Genomic DNA, 19605 nt, shown 5'->3' with positions numbered 1-19605 from the left:
CCCCTGGGACCGACGATGATCGGCGCGACCACCCGTACCCCTGGTGGACGATGGACCCTCCCACACGCTCCGGGGCGCGCCTTCACCACAGACGTTAACGAGGCACCGGTCACGCGAACACCCCCCTTCGGGTAACCGGAATGTCTCGATTGCCCCTGGAGGTCTCTCACCGACCCGCCCCGACCTGCGACGACGCACCGCGACCGAGGCGTCGCACACACGTGTGGACGCCTCGGGGCGGGAGTTATCGTCGCGGGAAAACAGAGAAGCCCCCGCCGGGAAACCCGAAACAGGAATCGTTCCACACACGACCTGGGAACGGTCGCGACAGGAGGGGATTCCGACGAGGGCCAGAAAAAAGCCTCCCCGGGTCCGCCCCGGGGAGTGACCTCAGCTAATCCGTGTGGCCAGCAGATACGCACCGGGCGAATCGGCGTCGACGATTTCCGTCACCCGCCAGGCCTGGCCACCGACGCTGAACACGTCATTGACGCGGACGTCGATCATGGGCGTGGGCCGCCACTCCTTCGGGCCGCCGATCTTGGCGACCGGCTGACCGTCGTCGTCGACCCAGAAGCTCCCTCCGCCGACGGGCCCGCCGGCGAAGCGGTCGTTGCGCCCGTAACTGATCTTCTCCTGCGCGCCGATCTCGTGGACCACCGTGGATTCAGTCCCAACCGTCTCGAATAACCTGGAAAACGCATCCATATTAACCCGCGTGCACCAATTAAACAGGGAACCAACGGGTAAGATTAGCGCTTCAGCAGACTAGCCGACAAAAGTAATGCGCGGGCCAGGACTTTAGTCCTGACCCGCGCGAGTCGCGGTACAGCGAATTAATCAGTCACCGTTCGACGTGCCCCGGCCGCCCTTGAGCCTGCCCACGAGTGTCTCCAGGGCCGAACTGAACGGGTGGTCGTGCACCATGTAGGTCCAGGTCATCGACGGCCGCTTGACGCCGACCGAACTCACGTCCAGCTCGCCGTCCACCACCTCCAGCTCCTCGAAGCTCTCGGCGGCGCGCGCCCGGGCACCGTCCAGGAAGCCCTTGAAGACCGGGACCGCCTCGCGGTTGAACTCGTCGAGCGGATCACGGCGGCCCAGGTACCGAAGGTGGATGCCCTCCCGCAGCTCCGACAGGAACGCGTTGTGGTCGGTCCAGCCCCGGTCCAGGTGGTAGAGCGTGATGAGCTTGGCGGCGCGGGCGACCTCGTCCGCGTCCAGCTCCTCCACCAGCTCCTCGTGGCGCTCCCTGCGGTCCGCGGCGACGTGCCGGTCGCCCTGCCCCGAGGACAGGACCAGTTCGCGGTGCTCCAGGACCACCTCGCGCTGGACGTCGATGAGCTTGTTGTAACGCCAGGTGTTGCGGTGGACCTCCAGCAGCTGGCCCTCGGAGACCCGCTGGGCGTGGTCGACCATGGCCAGCCAGCCCTCGTCGGTGATCTCACCGTCGGCCGTGGTCTTGTAGCCGGTCGTCTCGGGGGCGTGGTTCACCAGCAGGTCGTCGTCCATGCTGACGAAGAAGATGGAGTCGCCGGGGTCGCCCTGGCGCCCGGCCCGCCCGCGCAGCTGACCGTCCAGACGGCTGCTGGGGTAACGGCCGAAGCCCATCACGAACAGACCGCCGGTCTCGACCACCCGGTCGCGGTCGGTCATGTCGCTGCCGCCCAGCCGGATGTCGGTACCGCGGCCCGCCATCTGGGTGGAGACGGTGATCGCGCCGTAGGTGCCGGCCTCCGCGATGATGGACGCCTCGTCCGCGTCGTTCTTGGCGTTGAGGACCACGCTCTCCAGACCGGCGGCGCGCAGCCGTTCGGCCAGCAGCTCCGACTCCGCGACGTCCTGGGTGCCGATCAGGATCGGGCGCCCGGTCTTGTGGATCTCCTCCACCTTGGCGACCAGGGCGTCCTCCTTCTCCTCACGCGTGGCGTACAGGAGCGCGCCGTGGTCCTCGCGGACGTTCGGCTTGTTGGAGGGCACGACGGCCACTTCGAGCTCGTAGAACTCGCGCAGCTGTTCCGCGACGCTCATCGCGGTACCCGTCATCCCCGCCAGCGTGGGATAGCGCAGCACCAGGGACTGGACCGTGATCGAGTCGAGCACCTCGCCGGTCTGGCTGACCGCGACCTTCTCCTTGGCCTCGACCGCCGCCTGGAGGCCGTCCGGCCAGCGCTGGAGGAGGGCGATGCGTCCGCGCGACTCGTTGATCAGCCGCACCTCGCCGTCGCGCACCACGTAGTGCACGTCCCGCTGGAGCAGCACGTGGGCGTGCAGGGCCAGGTTGACCTGGGGCAGCACCGAGGTGTCGTCCTCGGAGTACAGGTCCACGCCGCCCAGGGCCTTCTCGACCGCGTCGATACCGGCGTCAGTGAGCTGGACGTTGCGCCCCTCACCGTCGACCTCGTAGTGCAGGCGCGGCTTGAGGCCGCGCACGACGTCGGCCATCTCGACGTCGGCGGCCACGGCCTCGGCCGCACCGGCGAGGACGAGCGGAACCCGGGCCTCGTCGACGAGCACGGAGTCCGCCTCGTCGATGATGGCGACATGCGGCTCGGGCACCACCCGGTCGTCCACGTCGGTCACCATGCGGTCGCGCAGCACGTCGAACCCGAGCTCGCTCACGGCGGCGTACGTGACGTCGCAGCCGTACGCCTGCTTTCGCTCGTCAACGGTGGACTCCTCGCTGACGGAGCCCACCGTGACCCCGAGCATCGCGTAGAGGGGACCCATCCACTCGGCGTCACGCCGGGCGAGGTAGTCGTTGACGCTGAGGACGTGGACCCGCTTGCCCCGCAGGGCGAACCCGGCGGCGGCGAGGGTTCCGGCGAGGGTCTTGCCCTCACCGGTCGCCATCTCCGCGACGTGGCCGTCGAGGAGGGCCATCACACCGAGCAACTGCACGTCGAAGGGGCGCTCGTCGAGGGTGCGCCGGGCGGCCTCACGGCCGACCGCGCACAGACTGACGAGGTCGTTCTGGGAGTAGGGAAGCTCGGCGTAGCCGAGGTCGATGGCCTTCTCCGTCAGCTCGCCATCGCTGAGTTCTCGCAGACCCTCCTCTTCGGCCTCGATCGCCGGCAGGAGCTTGGTATAGGGCCGCAGGTCCACCGCACCGGGCTTGCCCAGTAGGCGGCGGACGCTTTCCGCCATTCGTCCGAACACCACGCCAGAGTAACGCCGGACACAAGCGAATGGTTCCTCTCGGGTACCTGCTTGTCGGCTCCAACGGGGACAGAACACCCTGGACCAGGGACTCGTCGGGGGCCCGGGGCGGCGCGGTCAGTTCACGAGCTGGCGGTTGCGCTGACGCGCCTCCAACGCCATGCCGTGCTTGACGAGGGTGACCAGAACCTTCACCACGGACCTGCGGTCACGCGCGTCGCAGTAGACCACGGGCACGTCCGGGGTGAGGTCCAGGGCGTCACGCAGCTCGTCGGCGCTGTAGGCCGCCTCGGGGTCGAACTCGTTGACCGCCACCACGAAGGGCAGCCGGTACTGCCGCTCGAAGTAGTCCAGGGCCTGGAAGGTGTCCTCCAGGCGCCGCGTGTCCGCGAGGATCACCGCGCCCAGGGCGCCACGGACGAGGTCGTCCCACATGAACCAGAAGCGCTGCTGGCCCGGGGTACCGAACAGGAACAGGGTGAGGTCGGTGTCCAGGGAGATACGGCCGAAGTCCATGGCCACCGTGGTGCTCGTCTTGTCCGGAGTGTGCGAGAGGTCGTCCACACCCGCGCTGGCCGCCGTCACGGCGGCCTCGGTGCGGACCGGGGGGATCTCCGAGACAGCCCCGACGAACGTGGTCTTGCCGACACCGAAGCCACCGGCGATGATGATCTTGGTGGACAGCTCACTGGGTGCGTGGACGTCGTTCGTACTGTTAGCTGAGTGGATCACTGTTAGTCCTAGCGAGAATGCCGGGCCTGCACGAACGGACGGGCGCACACGACCCGGGCTGGAGGGGCGCGGCGCTCCCGGTTCCGAACCTTCACGGAAACCACCGCAACTGGAACCTAACACCGGCCGACACTGGAATCCGGGGTTTCGACACAGTGGGGGAACACGTCACATCCCCGACCAGTCGGCCCAAGCGGGTCAAAACACACCAGAAGAGGCCCCGAGGTCCGATGTCCACCTCGTGGCGGGGAGTCCGCCCTGTCCGACGGAACGTAGTCAGACAAGCACACTCCTGTACCCCGGCACGTCGACTTTACGACATTGAGAGCGGTCATTTTCGGCCGCTTTCGGCCGCGTCGATCCCTGTCCGGCGTCCTCCCCGCCATCTACGGTGGAAGGCAGGGCACCCGCCTGAGCGCGGTCACCACGGACTCCTGGCACGAGGACGCGACCACCACGGGGGCCCCGGCGGCGCCCCGGGGCGCACGACCACCACCGACGCCTCGCTCTTCGACGTCGGACCGGCCGTACACCCCACCGACGGGCGCCCCCACAGCCCCACCGGCCCACAACCGTCCACGTGGGCCGGTGGGACCCTGTGTTTGCTGTGCATCTCCGCTTCGCTTCGATGCGAACGGGCACCCCCGGTGGCGAGGTGGGCGGGCGGCACTCACGGCTGTGCTTGGGGTTCAGACGTGTTTTCTTTGGGCCTCCGCTTCGCTTCGGCCCGGGTTCGGCGCCTTTGCAGAGCTGTTCTTCATCCTCGTCTGCGCCTGGCTCGTTCCTCGCTGGCGGCTTGACTCGTCTTGCAGAACACTCTCCGGCGCTCGAACGGGCACCCCCCCAGTGGCGAGGTGGGCGGGCGGGGCTCACGGCTGTGGTTGAGGGGCACGGGCAGGACTCACACCCGAGGCCGGACAGCACTCCGAACGGTGGCCGAGGGGGACCTCCCGGCCTACGACCTGTGGCTGGGTTTCGGGGTGGGCCCTGGGGTGCGACCCGGGTGCGTAGGATGGACGGGCCCCTCCCCGAGCGGCGTTAGCCGTGGTCCGGGTCGAGGGGCACCTTCCCGAACAGGCCGAACACTCCCAAGGGAGCCGAGTACCCCACATGTCCGATCAGCGCGTCGTCCGCCCCACTCCCATCAGCGGTTTCCCCGAGTGGACCCCACAGGTCCGGGCCGTGGAGCAGCGCTGGCTGGACCATATCCGCGCCGGGTTCGAGTCCTTCGGCTTCGCGTCCATCGAGACTCCCTCCGTGGAGAACCTGGACGTGCTGATGGCCAAGGGCGAGACCTCACAGGAGGTCTACACACTGCACCGGCTGCAGGCCGACGCGAAGGACGACTCCGACGCCAGGCTCGGTCTGCACTTCGACCTGACCGTGCCCTTCGCGCGGTACGTCGCCCAGCACTTCAACGAGCTGACCTTCCCGTTCAAGCGTTACCAGACCCAGCGCGTGTGGCGCGGTGAGCGCCCGCAGGAGGGCCGCTACCGCGAGTTCACCCAGTGCGACATCGACGTCATCAACGTGGACTCGGTGCCGCTGCACTTCGACGCCGAACTGCCCCGCATCGTGTACCGGGTGCTCAGCGGACTGGACATCCCGGCGTGGACGCTCAACGTGAACAACCGCAAGGTGCTCCAGGGCTTCTACGAGGGGCTCGGCGTCAAGGACCCGATCGCCGTCATCCGCGCCGTGGACAAGCTCCACAAGATCGGTGACGAGGGCGTCCGGGAGATCCTGGAGGGCGAGGGGCTCACCGCCGAGCAGATCGACCCCTGCCTGGCGCTGGCCCGTATCCGGGGCGCCGGGGTCATCGAGCAGGTCCGGGCGCTCGGAGTCGTCTCCGAACTGCTGGAGGAGGGACTGGAGGAGCTCGCCTTCGTCCTGGACGACCTGGCCGACCTGCCCGAGGGCAGCGTGGTCGCGGACCTGTCCATCGCGCGCGGCCTGGACTACTACACCGGCACCGTGTACGAGGCCTCCTTCGACGACGACCCCGGTTACGGCAGCATCTGCGCGGGCGGCCGGTACGAGAACCTCGCCGGGCAGTTCATCCGCAAGCGGCTGCCGGGCGTGGGCATCTCCATCGGCCTGACCCGCATCTTCGCCAAACTGGTGGCGGAGGGCCGGATCGAGGGCGGCCGGATCTGCCCCACGGACGTGATGGTCGTGGTGCCCAGCGCCGAGCGGCGGGCCGACGCGCTGCGCACCGGTGAGCTGCTGCGGGAGCGCGGCTTCAACACCGAGGTGTTCCACTCGACCGCCAAGGTCGGCAAGCAGATCCAGTACGCCGCCAAGAAGGGCATCCCCTTCGTTTGGTTCCCGCCCTTCGAGGAGGGTGGCGAGCACGAGGTGAAGAACATGGCCCAGGGTGAGCAGGGCGCGGCCGACCCGGCCGTGTGGTCCCCCGCCACTTAGCAGGTTCTGGCCCGGCACGGGCGGTTTTCGACCTCCCGTGCCGGAACCGGCCATTCGCGAGACAGCTTCGGCGCCCGGGTGCCAGACTGGGAGAGGCTGTTCTCCGTGCCGTACCTCAGGCACGGGCCGATTGTCCTAGTAATCGAGGCCATGTCTCCTCCTCGCCACAACCTGCCCCTGTCCGCCGGGGAGTTCATCCAGTTCGTCGGACGTGAACGCGACATCGTCGACCTGAGCCGCCTCATGGGCACGGCCAGGATGATCACGCTCACCGGAACCGGCGGCATCGGCAAGACACGACTCGCGCTCCACCTCGCGGAGCGCGTCCTGCGCCGGTTCCCGGACGGTGTGCGGTTCATCGACCTCAGCGAGGCCACCACCCGCGAGCAGGCGCTGCGCGCGGTCGCGGCGGGCCTCCAGGCGGTCACGGCCGACTCCACGACGCTCATGGACAGCGTCATCACGGCGTTGCGCACCCAGCACCTGCTGTTGCTGCTGGACACCTGCGAGCACGCCGTGGAACCGATGGCGGAGCTCTGTGAGGCGGTACTGCGCGACTGCCCCCGGGTGCGCGTCCTGGTGACGAGCCGCCAGCCGCTGCACGTCCCCGAGGAGAACATCTGGCGGGTGCCCCCGCTCTCGCTGCCCGCGCGGCCCACCCCGACCGACCCCTACGCGGCGGTCCCCGCGCCGATCCCCCGTCGGGACGCCCAGCGGTACGAGTCGGTGCGCCTCTTCCTCACCCGCGCGCACGCGGCGCGCTCCGGGTTCGAGATGACCCGGGAGAACTCGGGCTACGTGGCGGAGATCTGCCGCATGCTCGACGGCATGCCGCTCGCGATCGAGCTGGCGGCCGCACGGGTCCGGGTGCTGTCGGTCCAGCAGATCCTGCGCCGACTGGACGACCGCTTCCAACTCCTGACCAGTGACGGCACGGGCCACCTCCCGGCACGCCAGCGCACCCTGCGGGCCGTGCTGGAGTGGAGCCACGACATGCTCAGCGACACCGAGCGGCTCCTGCTGCACCGGCTGTCGCTGTTCTCCACCTGGTACCTGGAGGTCGCGGAGGACGTGTGCTCGGGCGAGGGCGTGGACTCCACGGACGTGCTCTCCCTGCACTTCTCCCTGCTGGACAAGTCCCTGGTGGTGATGGACTCCGAGATCGACGGGACCGCGCACTACCGGCTGACCGAGACGGTGCGGGCCTACGCCGCCGAGCGCCTGGGCGCCGACGCGGACCTGCGGTGGGGCCGGTACCTGCGGTTCACCGTGGACCGGCTGGAGGAGTCGGCCAAGAGCTCCGCCTCCTCCCAGACCTGGGACGAGTGGCTCGGGCGACTGCGCATGTACGACCACCACCGGGAGAACCACGCCCGGCTGGTGGAGTGGGCGCTGTCCCGGGGGCGCGTGGACGACGCCCTGCGGGTGTGCGTGGCGCTGCGGGCCCACTGGCTGATGCGGGACCTGTCGGCGGAGGGCAGCCGGCTCCTGGAACACGTGCTGGCGCACCAGCCCGACGACCAGGAGCCGGCGCTGCGTGCCCGCGCCCTGGCCCTGCACGCCGAGCTGCGCCTGGACGTGGACCCCGCGCCCCGGGTCGACACCCTGGCCTCCTGCGCGCTGGAGGCCGCCCGGGCCTGCCGTGAGCCGATCGCGGCCGCCTCGGCCCTGGCCACCCTGGCGACGCTCTCCCTGCGGACGGGAGCCCTGGAGGACGGCGAGCGGCAGGCCGCGCGGGCGCTGGACTGGGCGGGCCAGTCCGGTGACCCGATGACCGAGGCGAGCACCCGCGGCGTCCTGGCCGAGCTGGCCCAGCGCCGGGGCGCCACCGAGGAGGCCGTCACGCACCTGGAGGAGAGCGCCGCGGCCTCGCGTGAACTGGGCGACCGCTGGCGCGAGGCACGCGCCCTGTACGGGTTGGGCACCATCGCGGCCGAGGCCGGTGACCACGACCGCGCCCGGGAGCTGTTCTCCGAGGCCCTGGAGGTCTTCGTCGAGCTGCCCTCCGCGCCCTACGCGGTCCGGTGCGCCGCCGATCTGGGCCGCCTGCACCTGGCGGCACGGGACACCCTGGCCGCCCGGGAGCCGCTCAGCCGGTGCCTGCGGGTGAGTTTCACCTCCGGCCGCAGGATCGCGGTGGCCGAGGCCCTGGAGGCCCTGGCCGAACTCGCTCTGGCCGAGGAGGAGCCCACGCGTGCGGCGGCCCTGGCGGGGGTGGCGTCCGACCTGCGGACCGCGCTGGACCGACCGTCCGCCGAAACGGTGCGACTGCGGTCGGCGGTGGAGCGGCGGGTGGGCGCGGGCCGGGCCTCCGAGGCGTGGAACGCCTGGCGTTCGCTCCCCCTCGAACAGGTACGGGACCGGGCCCTGGCCTTCCCCCGTCCGCCCACGTCACGACTGACCGGGCCGGGGTCGCTCACTCCCCGGGAACGGGAGATCGCCACACTGGCCGAGAGAGGTCTGTCGAACCGGGAGATCGCGACCCGGCTCACTATCAGCCAGGCCACCGCGGCACGCCATATCGCGAACATCTTCAGAAAACTTTCGATTTCCTCGAGGACGCAGTTGACCGGCTGGGCTTCACCGAGAGAACCCGGCTGAACCAGGGGTGTTCGTGCCGAAGCACTTGCACAGTGCGCGTGCACCCGCTAAACCAGAAAGCCCAAGCCCCTTCGCCCACCTCGATGACGACCGTCCCCGTCCCCCTCGTATCCTCCGTGGTGAGAACAACCCCCAACAGCCCCTACTTGTGAAGGCCATGGCACCTCTGACCGCGCCTGCGCGGCACAACCTCCCCCTGCCGGGCACCAGCTTCGTGGGCCGGGAGCGAGATCTGAGCGATCTGCTCCGCCTGCTCGGCTCCAGCAGATCCGTGACGCTCTGCGGCGCCGACGGCATCGGCAAGACGCGGCTGGCCCTGCGTGTGGCCGAGCAGTCCACCGTGTCGTTCCCGGACGGGGTGTGGATCGCCGATCTCACCGACGTGCGCACCCCCCTGGAGGTGCACGCGCGCATCGCCCAGGCGGTCGGGGTGGTCGAGGAACCCGGGCTGCCGCTCGGGGTGACCGTGACCGAGGCGCTGCGGGACCGCAGACTGCTGTTGGTGCTGGACTCCTGTGAACACATCGCGGACGAGGTGACCGAGGTCGGGGAGACCCTGCTCGCGGAGTGCCCCGCCGTGTCGGTCCTGCTCACCAGCGAAGTGCCGGTGCGGCTGACCGGGGGCACGGTGTGGCGGGTGCCCGCCATGGCCCTGCCGGTGACCCCCCGCAACGCCCCTCCCCCGGACCCGGCCGACGCGGAGTCGGTGCGTCTGTTCATGGACCGCGCCCGTGCCCGCGACCCCCGGTTCACCGCCTCGGGCCCCGAACTGGAGGCGGTGGCGACCCTGTGCGACCTGGGCGGCGGGGTTCCGCTGGGGATCGAGGTACTGGGCGCCCGGGCACCCGAGGAGGGCATCCCCGCGCTCACGGACGGGCTCCGCGCCCACCTCGCCTCACCGATGTTCCAACCCGGCCCGGGGCAGGCCGTCTCGCGCAGCCAGGTCCTGCCGCTGGTGCTGGACTTCGTCTACCGGGGACTGCCCGAACCCGAACGCGTGCTGCTGCGCCGTCTCTCGGTGTTCCGGGGCTGGGACCTGGAACTGGCCGAGCAGGTGTGCGCGGACGAGTCCCTGCCCGAGCCGACCATCCTCGACCTGCTCACCTCGCTGCTGGACCGGTCCCTGATCACGGTGACCGGTGAGTTCGAGGGCCGGGTGCGTTACCGGCTGCCCGAGGCGGTGCGCCGGTTCGCGCAGGAGCGGCTGGTGGCGTCGGGCGAGTACGAGGTGTTCCAGGAACGCCTGCTGGCGCGCATGCTGCGCCTGGCGGAGGACCTGGGGCGGCGCCTGGAGTCGAGCCGGTCCATGCCGTGGTCGGAGCGGGACTCCGGCCGCCAACGGGTGATCGCCGAGTACGACACACTGCGTTCGCTGCTGCGCTGGTCCCTCCAGAAGGGCGCCGCCGAACCCGGACTGCGGCTCTGCGTGAGCCTGGTGGCCCACTGGGTGAGCCACAACAACTACTCCGAGGGCGCGCACTGGATGGACCGCCTGCTGGCGCTGGAGGAGAGCGCCAAGGCGCCCTCGCGGGCGCGGGCGCTGGTCGGCCGGGCCCAGTTGGCACGTGTGCGCCGGGACCACGAGCTGGCCCTGGAGGCGGGCGAGGAGGGGCTGCGGCTGTGCCGCGAGGCCGGCGACGACGTGTTCGTGCGCACCTGCCTGAGCCTGCTCGCGCTGGTGGAGGTGCGCGAACGCAACCTCGACCGCGCCTCCGTCCGGGTCGAGGAGGCCCTGCGCCTGTGCCGGGAGGCCGGAGACCTGTGGGGCGAGGCGATCGCCCTGGGCTGCCGGGCGGCCCTGGTCGCCCAGCAGGGGGACTACCCCACCGCGGACCACCACTACAACGCCGCGCTCACCCTGTTGCGGGGGATCGACCACCGCTGGGGGGTGGGGGTGACCCTGATGAACCAGGCACGCGCGGCCGAGGCCAACGACGACCTGATCACCGCCGACCGCTGTTACCGGGAGGCCCTGGACACCCAGCGGCTGATCGGCGCGGTGTCGGAGGAGGCCCGCTGCCTGGCCGGGATCGGCCGGGTCGCGCACGCCCAGGGCCACACCAGCCAGGCCTACGACTACCTGAGCGAGGGTCTGCTGCTCAGCCACGCCAGCGGGCAGCGGGCCGAGGCGGCCCGGAGTCTGGTGGCGCTGGCCCGGGTGGCCTTCGGTTCCGGACGGCGCGAGCCCGCCTGCCGTCTGGCCGGGGCCGCCACGGCGCTGCGTTCCCGGGTCGGACTGCCCGTGCGCCAGGCCCCGTGGCCTTTCGAGGACGAGGAGCGGGGACGTCGGCGCCGTCGCCAGCTGGTGACCTGGTGGGAGCAGGGGTACGCCCTGAGCCAGTCCGAGGCGGTGCGTGAGGCGGAACTGCTGGCGGAGGAGGGCCGGTACCCGGCTCCCCGGCCCGCGCGCAGGAAACGCGGCGGGGACGCGACCGCGACGGCCGCCACCAAGCCGGCGCCCGTGCCGGTGCCGCCCTCGCCGGAGTCGGCCAGCCCGGGGAAGCTCCTGACCCGACGGGAGCTGGAGATCGCCCAGTTGGTGAGCACCGGCAAGAGCAACCCCGAGATCGCCCGGACCCTGTTCATCACGTCGTCGACGGCCGCCCGGCACGTGGCCAACATCAACCGGAAGATGGGCTTCAACTCCCGCACGCAGATCACCGCGTGGATCAAGCGGCACCGTACGGGCTGACCGGGCCGCGAACACTCCGCGCGGACGGGACTCCCGGTTCTCGCGCGGGTTGTGTAGTTCTCGCCCGACCACGAATCTACATATGCATCTGCATGGCCAGATGCATGTGCATATTGCCATGAACGCGCTAGGCTCGAAGCCATGGGACTTCGGGCTCCCGGCACCGTGCGAACGGTGTTCGGCCGGTCCCAGAAACGGCCGTCGAATCCCGGGCCGAACCCCCGGGGATCGTCGCGCCGTCGGTACCGGGAGGGTTCCCGGAACCGGTGGGCAACCGTGCTGGCGCGAGGGGAGACCTGGGGAGGTCCCTCGCGGCGAACGTCCGGCGCGGCGCTTCCGGGCTCGCCACGTGGAGGGGGCGTGACGAGCCCGGGCAGCGGGCCCACACGGAGACCGTTCGAGTGGGGGATCGCATGGGGGTAGGGCTGACTTCAGGAACCGGACGACCCGGCCGTCATCTGCCGCGTCGGGACGACCCGATCGGATCGCTCACCGGTGGGCTGTGTGAGCGGCTGCGTCTGCGGACCGCGCGCGGCGGGACGATTCGCGGCGCCTCCGGACGGATGGACGCGCTGACCTTCGCCGCCACCGTCGAGCAGGCCGCCGCGGGGCTGAGCCGCCGCGGGATGTGTCTCGGGGACGTGGTCGGCGTCCTGGCTCCCGTCTCCCCCGACCGCTTCCTGGCCTCGTACACGGTCATGGCCGTGGGGGGCCGGGCTCTGACGGTCACGCCCGAGTCCGACCTGCGTACCCAGTGCCGTGCGCTGGCCGAGACCGACGCCCGGCTGCTGATGGTGAGCGAGGACCTGGCGGAGCGCGGGCTGGAACTGGCCGAGCGCTCGCGGGTGCGGCAGGTCATCACCTTCGGCAGCGCCCTGGGCACCACCCCGTTCCGGGAGCTGCTGCTGCCGAGTCCGGACGGGAGCGTGTACAGCCCGGCGCGGGGCCTCTTCGACAACGGCCACCTGGGCTACGAGCCCGCCGGGGACGACATCCTCACCACGCTGCACACCCACCACGACCTCCTGGCCCGTTTCGCGGAGCTGCGGGGCGAGCTGGCCCTGACCGCCGACGACGTCGTCGCGGTGGGCGAGTCCGGGGACGAGGCCACCAGGCTGGCCCTGGTGGCACTGGCCCTGTGGACCGGGTCGTGCGTGGTCGCGGGCGAGGACTGCCCGCCGCCGGAGGGGCGGCGGATGACGGTCACCTGCGACCCCGTCCCCACACGCATCGCCCACCCGCAGTCCGACGTCGCGCGTTAGCTCGGGTTCCACGGAGAGTTCCGGGTCCGCGTCGTGCGGTCTCCTCCGGCGGCGTGGCCGCCGACGGGAGGGCCGGGCGGACCCGCTCGCCGCGACGTCGCGCCCCGAGGAGCGGGACCGGGGGTCTCGCACGCCGCCTCTCGGAAGTCGGTCACACGGCCGGACGTCCGCGGGGAGAGCGGGCCACCGGCAGGCGGAGACACCACGCCAGTGCCGTCCGACCCACGCCTGGGGGGACGTACGTCCCTGAACGCACCCTGGGGGGACACGGAGCGCGTCATGGAGGGGGCAGGGCTACTCCGGGCCCGGTGGCCCCGTGTACGCCCTCTGAGGGGGCTCTCAGGCGGTCTCGCCGACCGCGTTCCCGCCCGTCTCGTCATCGATCTCGAACCAGGTCACGTGGGTGGCCTCGCTCCAGTACTCACCGTTGCGCGTGGCACAGCTGTCGACGATGAACCTGCCGCGCCCGAAGTCGTCGCCGTCCTCGCGGGTGTGCCCGCTCTCGGTGTCCACCGGGTCGCGCTCGCCCTGGTCCGCCACAGCCACTCGGAGCCTGTTCGCGTCGGAGCGGATGAACAGCGTCATCACGCCTCCGCTCTGCCCCGAGCGCGAGTGCAGCAGGGCGTTGGTCGCCAGCTCGCTCACGGCCAGTTCCGCGTCGTCCAGGGCCCCGTCGCCGTGCCCGTTCCTGGTGAGGAACTCACGGACCCGCGCGCGGATGGACCGCACGGCGGTCAGGTTTCCCGCGCAGCTCCACACGGTGTGGTCGGTGACCCCACCCGTGAGGTCCCCGACGTCGATCCTCGGGGCGGTCGACGTCACGGCGTCTGCGGCCTCCGCGGGCACGTAGTCCCGGAGTTGCCTCGCCTCAGCCATCCGGTCACTCCAATCACCCGCGACGGGCGCGCGGGTTGCGCCGCCCGCACTCACCTTAGACAAGGGTGTGCCGGGTCCAGAACAGCACACCTGGGTTCCTCTCGCCGGGGATTGGTCACAAAACCTCGTCCCGTGTCCTCCCCGATGTGGACAAAGGAAACAGCCCGGCCCCCAGGACGGACCATGTGACGTGCCACACCCAGGCAATGCGTGGCCATATCCGGCCGCGCACGGCGCGCGCACTCCCCCGAAACGCTGGGCACGAGGTCTCCGGAGACCCGACCGCGCCACCCCGAGAGAGTCACCCTACGTGATCGAGCGCCTGGTAAAGACGGAAAACCGACGACTAAACGCCACGTTTTCACTACTCACAGGCAACGATGAGGACACAACAGGGGGCGCCGAAAACGCATCCGGGGTGCCTACCACGGCGCGGACGGTGCTCGCGAACGGACACGCCGGACGCCCTCCCATCCGGCCTGAAACCCCCAGGCCACAGCAGATGTCACCAATCCCTCACACACCATCCCGGACACTCCGTAAGAAATCCCCTGAGCGCCTCCGGGACCGCCCCGACCTCGTTTGACGCTTCCTGTAGTGCGAACAAGTATCGATTGGGGCCGATCCCGACATTCCCTCCCGGGGGCACCCCAAGCCACCGTCTGTCACCAGGGTCCCGGCCTCTCCGAAGCTCCCGTCCCCACACGAGGTGTCCCCGTGCCAGCCCAGTCCGAAGACCCCACCACCGCTCTGAACCACCTCACCTCCCGCCGCAGCCTCCTCAAGGCCGGTGCCGCCGGCGCGGCCGTGGCCCCGGTCCTGGCCGCGTGCGGCGGCGGGGACTCCGGCTCCGGTGGTTCCGGCGACGGCGAGCCCCAGACCGGCGGCCGCCTCAAGGTGGGTGTCGCCGGTGGCGGCGCCAGCGACACCCTGGACGCGCACGACCCCACCGACAACGTCGACATCGCGCGCAACCACGCGCTGTACGCGGCGCTGATGCGCTTCGACAACGACGGCACCATCGAGCCCTACCTGGCGGAGTCGCTCGAGCCCAACGAGGACGGCACCGAGTGGACGCTGGTGCTCAAGGAGGGCCTGACCTTCCACGACGGCACCCCGGTCACGACCGAGGCGGTCGTGTACTCCCTCAAGCGCATCCTCGACCCCGACAACCCCATGCGCGGCGCGGGTGACATGCCCGGCGTCGACCCGGAGAAGCTCGAGGTCGTCAGCGACCTGGAGATGACGATCCCGGTCGACGAGCCCCTGGTGACCCTGCCCGAGGCGCTCGCCGAGTACTACAACTGCGTCGTCCCGGTGGACTACGACCCGGCCAACCCGATCGGGGCCGGCCCCTTCAAGTTCTCCGAGTTCAAGGTCGGGGAGTACAGCGTCTTCGAGCGCCACGAGGGCTTCCACATCGAGGGCCTGCCCTACGTGGACGAGCTGGAGATCGTGAACTTCCCCGAGGACGACGCCCGCGTCAACGCCCTCAACAGCGGCAACGTCCAGGTCATCAGCCAGGTCCCGCACGTCCAGGTCGCCATCATGGAGGGCGACCCCAACGTGAACATCCTGGAGTCCGAGACCGGCATGTGGCTGCCCTTCACGATGAACGTGGAGGAGGCCCCCTTCGACGACGTGCGCGTCCGCCAGGCCTTCCGTCTCATCGTCGACCGCCAGGAGATGATCGACCAGGCACTGGCCGGGTACGGACAGGTCGGCAACGACATGTACGCGCGGATGGACCCGTCCTACCCCGAGGACCTCCCCCAGCGCGACCAGGACATCGCGGAGGCCAAGCGCCTGCTCGCGGAGGCCGGTCACGAGGACGGCCTGGAGGTCGAACTGGTCACCTCCGACATCAGCGCCGGTGTGGTCGCCGCCGCCGAGGTCTTCCAGGAGCAGGCCCGCGAGGCCGGGGTCACCGTGACCCTGCGCCGGGTCAACCCGAGCGACTACTGGAACCCGGAGGAGGGCTTCCCGTACGCCTTCGGCCAGGACTTCTGGAGCGCCCGGAACTACATCACCCAGACCGCCCAGGGCTCGGTCGTGGGCGCCCCCTACAACGAGACCATGTGGGGCGAGCACGAGGAGTGGCTGGAGCACCTGGAGGAGGCGCGTCAGACCGCCGACGAGGACGCGCGCCACGAGCTCATCCGCAAGGCCCAGGAGATCGAGCACGAGGAGGGCGGCTACATCGTGTGGGGCTTCGTGAACCTGCTCGACGCCTACCACGTCTCGGTGCACGGGCTGGAGCCGGCGGTCTCCGGCCATCCGCTGGGTTCCTACGCCTTCCACACCATGTGGCTGGAGCAGTAGCGGACATCCGGTTCCCGAACCTCCAGACCGCTATCGAAAGCTCACCATGACTCGACTCATCGTCGTCCGCCTCTTCTTCGGAGCGCTGACGCTCTGGGCGGTGTCCCTCGTGGTCTTCGCGGCCACGCAGGCGCTGCCGGGCGACGCAGCCCAGCTCATCCTGGGCCGCGACGCCACCCCGGAACGGCTGGAGGCGCTCCGCGACCAGCTGAACCTGCACGAGCCCGTGGCCGTGCAGTACATGCAGTGGCTCCAGGGACTGCTCCAGGGCGACCTGGGCACGTCGTTCTCCAACCGGCTGCCCGTCGCCGAGTACCTCACCGACCCGGTGCGGAGCTCGCTGACCCTGATGGGTCTGTCGGCCCTGGTCGCGACCCCGATCGCCCTGTTCGTCGGGGCGTTCAGCGCCCTGCGCCGCGACCGCGCCTTCGACCACACGTCGTCCATGGGCACGCTCGTCCTGGCGTCCGTCCCCGAGTTCGTGGTCGGCATCCTGCTGATCCTGCTCCTCGGTCCGGGCGGCCTCGGCGTGTTCCCGTCCGTGTACGCCCGTGAGGGCGGGCCCGAACAGTGGGTCCTGCCGGTGCTGACCCTGGCGCTGGCCGTGGCACCGCCGATCGTGCGCATGATGCGGGCGACGATGATCGAGGTCCTGGAGAGCGAGTACGTGCAGCAGGCGCGGCTCAAGGGCATGGGCGAGCGCACGGTGCTGTGGCGCCACGCCGCGCCCAACGCGATCGGCCCGGTCGCCCAGGTGGTCGCCCTCCAGCTGGCCTGGCTGGCCGGCGGCGTGGTCGCCATCGAGTTCCTGTTCAACTTCCCCGGTGTCGGCAAGGTCCTCATGGACGCCATCGGCAACCGTGACGTGCCGCTGATCCAGGCCGTGGTCCTGCTCATCGCGGGGATCTACATCCTCGTCAACCTGGTCGCGGACGTGATCGGGCTGGCCGCCAACCCGAAGGTGAGGGTCGCGAACCGATGACTGGACCTTCGACGAGCACACCCGTCACGGAGTCGCCGCGGCGGCGTCCGGGACTGTTCCGGACCGCCTGGCGGTTCGGCCGTACCAAGGTCGGTGTGGCCCTGACCGGGCTGATCGTCCTGATCGCCGTGCTGGGGCCGTTCCTGGCGCCCTACACGGCCACCGAGTTCGTGTCCAAGCCGTTCGAGACGGGTGTCGACGGCACCCTGTTCGGCGGCGACAACCGGGGCCGTGACGTGTTCACCCGCTTCCTGTGGGGCGGTTGGACACTGCTGCTGCTGGCCGCCGCGTCCGCCGGGATCGGCGTGGCCGCTGGAACGGTGATCGGCGTGATCGCCGGTTACCGTCGCGGCTGGGTGGACGACGTCCTCATGCGCACCAACGACGTGCTGCTGGCCTTCCCCCAGCTCATCGCCGCCCTGCTGGTGATGTCGATCCTCGGCCCGAAGGTGTGGCTGATCGTCGCGGTCATCGCGGTCTCGCACATGCCCCGCGTGGCCCGGGTGATCCGCGAGGCCACCCGCAAGGTGATCGAACAGGACTACGTGAAGGCGGCCGAGGCGATCGGCCTGCCCCGCTGGCGGATCATGACGGTGGAGATCCTGCCCAACGTGACCAGCCCGCTGCTGGTGGAGCTGGGTCTGCGTCTGACCTACTCGATCGGTGTCGTGGCGGTGCTCGGGTTCCTCGGCATGGGGCTCCAGCCGCCCACAGCGGACTGGGGGCTGATGATCAACGAGAACCGCCAGGGCATGGCCATCCAGCCGTGGGCGGTCGCGCTGCCCGTCACGGCGATCGCGGTGCTCACCGTCGGCGCCAACCTCATCACCGACGGGCTCTCCCGCGCGGCGATCGGCATCGACAGGGGGGTCGAGAAGTGACCTTGGACGAGAACACGGAACGCGCGCGGCGCCACGATGGCGAGACCGTGCTGGTGGTTGACGGGCTGACCGTGATAGGCCGCCCCTCGGACGTCGAGATCATCAGCGGCGTGTCCATCACCGTGAGGCGCGGCGAGATCCTCGGGCTGGTGGGTGAGTCCGGTTCGGGCAAGACCACCCTGGGGCTGTCCCTGCTGGCGCACTGCAAGCGCGCCACGGAGATCGTCGGCGGTCAGGTGCTGGTCGGTGACCGGGACCTGGCCACGCTGAACGAGCGCGAGGTCCGGGAGCTGCGCGGCCGCGCGGTGGCCTACATCCCGCAGTCGCCCGCCTCCGCCCTCAACCCGGCGCTGCGGCTGGGCACGCAGCTGACGGAGGCCCTGCACGACGACGCGCTGACGGCCCAGGAGACCCGGGACCGGGTCCGCGAGGTCATGCGCGAGGTGGCCCTGCCCGACGACGACGCCTTCCTGCGCCGCTACCCGCACCAGCTCTCCGGAGGGCAGCAGCAGCGGGTGGCGATCGCGATGGCGTTCGTGGGCCGCCCGGACGTGATCGTGCTCGACGAGCCGACCACCGGCCTGGACGTGACCACGCAGGCGCACGTGCTGGAGACCATCCGGTCGATGACCCGCGACTACGGCACCGCCGGTGTGTACATCAGCCACGACATGGCCGTGGTGGCCGACCTGGCCGACGACATCGCGGTGATGTACCGGGGCGAGGTCGTGGAGCACGGGCGCGCCCAGACGGTGCTGTCCGACCCCCGGCACGCGTACACCCGTCAGCTGCTGATGGCGGTGCCGCTGCTGAGGACTTCCGGGCACGAGGAGCCGGAACCGGTGGAGGAGCCGCTGTTGCGGGTCTCCGGGCTGGCCGCCGGGTACGGGCGCACGCAGGTGCTGGAGGGGATCGACGTGTCGGTCTCCCGAGGCGAGTGCGTGGCGCTGCTGGGCGAGTCCGGTTCGGGCAAGACCACCCTGTCGCGCTCGGTGGCGGGTCTGCACCACCAGTTCACCGGTGAGATCCTCTTCGACGGGGAGCCGCTGGCCACCAGCAGCTACCGCAGGACGGCGGAGCAGCGCCGCCGGGTGCAGTACGTGTTCCAGAACCCGTACGAGGCGCTGAACCCCCGCAAGCGGGTGCGCGAACAGATCCTGGGCCCCTACCGGCACCTGGTGGGCAACCCAGACGACCCGGACGCGGTGGTGGCCCGGGCCCTGGAACGGGCCTCCCTGCCCGCTTCCTACGCGGACCGTTTCCCCGAGCAGCTCAGCGGCGGCGAGCGCCAGCGCGTGTGCATCGCGCGCGCGGTGGCCACCGGGCCGGACCTGCTGGTGTGCGACGAGATCACGTCGGCGCTGGACGTGTCGGTGCAGGCGGAGATCGTGAAGCTGCTGCGCGAGCTCCAGGACCAGGGCATGGCGCTGCTGTTCGTCACGCACAACATCGCTCTGGTCTCCAACATCGCGGAGCGGGTCGCCATCCTCAACAAGGGCGAGATCGTCGAGTACGGACCGGTGGGCGAGGTGATGTCGTCGCCTCGGCACGAGTACACCCGCGCGCTGATCGCGGACACCCCGGACTTCGAGCTGTCCTTCCCCGGCGCCCCCGAGCGCCTGGGCATGGACGCCGAGCGGAAGGGCTCGACGGACCGCGTCTCCGAGGGCTGAC

12 protein-coding genes are annotated in these 19605 nt (G+C 70.5%); 8 read left to right on the top strand and 4 right to left on the bottom strand.

Annotated features, from left to right (window positions below; translation table 11 throughout):
* Window positions 1-390: 390 nt before the first annotated feature.
* From ACRWK8_RS09675 to ACRWK8_RS09665, 3 genes are all read right to left on the bottom strand, one after another.
* A complete protein-coding gene (locus ACRWK8_RS09675) occupies window positions 391-660 on the bottom strand; it encodes a DUF6406 domain-containing protein (RefSeq protein ID WP_378742890.1) in 270 nt (89 codons plus the stop codon).
* Between the two features lie 180 nt (window positions 661-840).
* Window positions 841-3147 carry an accessory Sec system translocase SecA2 gene (secA2, locus tag ACRWK8_RS09670; RefSeq protein WP_378742888.1) on the bottom strand — a complete coding sequence of 769 codons (2307 nt, stop codon included), beginning with the start codon at window positions 3145-3147 and terminating at the stop codon, window positions 841-843.
* Window positions 3148-3276: 129 nt separating this feature from the next.
* Window positions 3277-3891: a GTP-binding protein gene (locus tag ACRWK8_RS09665; RefSeq protein ID WP_378742886.1), complete on the bottom strand. Its 615-nt coding sequence runs from the start codon at window positions 3889-3891 to the stop codon at window positions 3277-3279.
* 1110 nt (window positions 3892-5001) lie between these two features.
* Here ACRWK8_RS09665 and hisS point away from each other — a divergent pair.
* The 4 genes from hisS (at window position 5002) to ACRWK8_RS09645 (ending at window position 12870) form a co-directional block, all read left to right on the top strand.
* A complete protein-coding gene (gene hisS / locus ACRWK8_RS09660; RefSeq protein WP_378742884.1) occupies window positions 5002-6315 on the top strand; it encodes a histidine--tRNA ligase in 1314 nt (437 codons plus the stop codon).
* 150 nt (window positions 6316-6465) lie between these two features.
* On the top strand, window positions 6466-8916 hold the full coding sequence (locus ACRWK8_RS09655) for an ATP-binding protein (RefSeq protein ID WP_378742882.1): 2451 nt from the start codon (window positions 6466-6468) through the stop codon (window positions 8914-8916).
* 166 nt (window positions 8917-9082) lie between these two features.
* Window positions 9083-11608 carry a LuxR C-terminal-related transcriptional regulator gene (locus ACRWK8_RS09650; protein WP_378743075.1) on the top strand — a complete coding sequence of 842 codons (2526 nt, stop codon included), beginning with the start codon at window positions 9083-9085 and terminating at the stop codon, window positions 11606-11608.
* A 413-nt stretch (window positions 11609-12021) separates the two neighbouring features.
* Window positions 12022-12870: an AMP-binding protein gene (locus tag ACRWK8_RS09645; RefSeq protein ID WP_431869686.1), complete on the top strand. Its 849-nt coding sequence runs from the start codon at window positions 12022-12024 to the stop codon at window positions 12868-12870.
* A 339-nt stretch (window positions 12871-13209) separates the two neighbouring features.
* On the opposite strand, the gene ACRWK8_RS09640 is transcribed toward ACRWK8_RS09645, so the two are convergent.
* Window positions 13210-13746, bottom strand: coding sequence for an ATP-binding protein (locus ACRWK8_RS09640; protein WP_378742878.1), 537 nt, complete (start codon window positions 13744-13746; stop codon window positions 13210-13212).
* A 717-nt stretch (window positions 13747-14463) separates the two neighbouring features.
* On the opposite strand from ACRWK8_RS09640, the gene ACRWK8_RS09635 reads away from it, so the two are divergent.
* Genes ACRWK8_RS09635 through ACRWK8_RS09620 form a run of 4 tightly spaced genes read left to right on the top strand, consistent with a single transcriptional unit; the run spans window position 14464 to window position 19604 of the window.
* The gene (locus tag ACRWK8_RS09635; protein WP_378742876.1) at window positions 14464-16068 is read left to right on the top strand and encodes an ABC transporter substrate-binding protein; all 1605 of its coding nucleotides are present in this window, start codon (window positions 14464-14466) and stop codon (window positions 16066-16068) included.
* 46 nt (window positions 16069-16114) lie between these two features.
* Entirely contained in the window at window positions 16115-17050 is a 936-nt protein-coding gene (locus ACRWK8_RS09630; RefSeq protein ID WP_378742874.1) for an ABC transporter permease, read from the top strand.
* The gene (locus ACRWK8_RS09625) at window positions 17047-17931 is read left to right on the top strand and encodes an ABC transporter permease (RefSeq protein ID WP_378742872.1); all 885 of its coding nucleotides are present in this window, start codon (window positions 17047-17049) and stop codon (window positions 17929-17931) included. The genes ACRWK8_RS09630 and ACRWK8_RS09625 overlap by 4 nt, the downstream gene beginning before the upstream one ends.
* Window positions 17928-19604 carry an ABC transporter ATP-binding protein gene (locus ACRWK8_RS09620; protein ID WP_431869683.1) on the top strand — a complete coding sequence of 559 codons (1677 nt, stop codon included), beginning with the start codon at window positions 17928-17930 and terminating at the stop codon, window positions 19602-19604. Before ACRWK8_RS09625 ends, ACRWK8_RS09620 begins: the two co-directional genes overlap by 4 nt.
* Window position 19605: the final 1 nt, after the last annotated feature.

The sequence above is a fragment of the Nocardiopsis eucommiae genome, from assembly GCF_965344335.1.
GTDB lineage: Bacteria > Actinomycetota > Actinomycetes > Streptosporangiales > Streptosporangiaceae > Nocardiopsis > Nocardiopsis eucommiae.
Note: the sequence above shows the minus strand (reverse complement) of the source record. Positions and strands in the feature narration are given on the sequence as shown.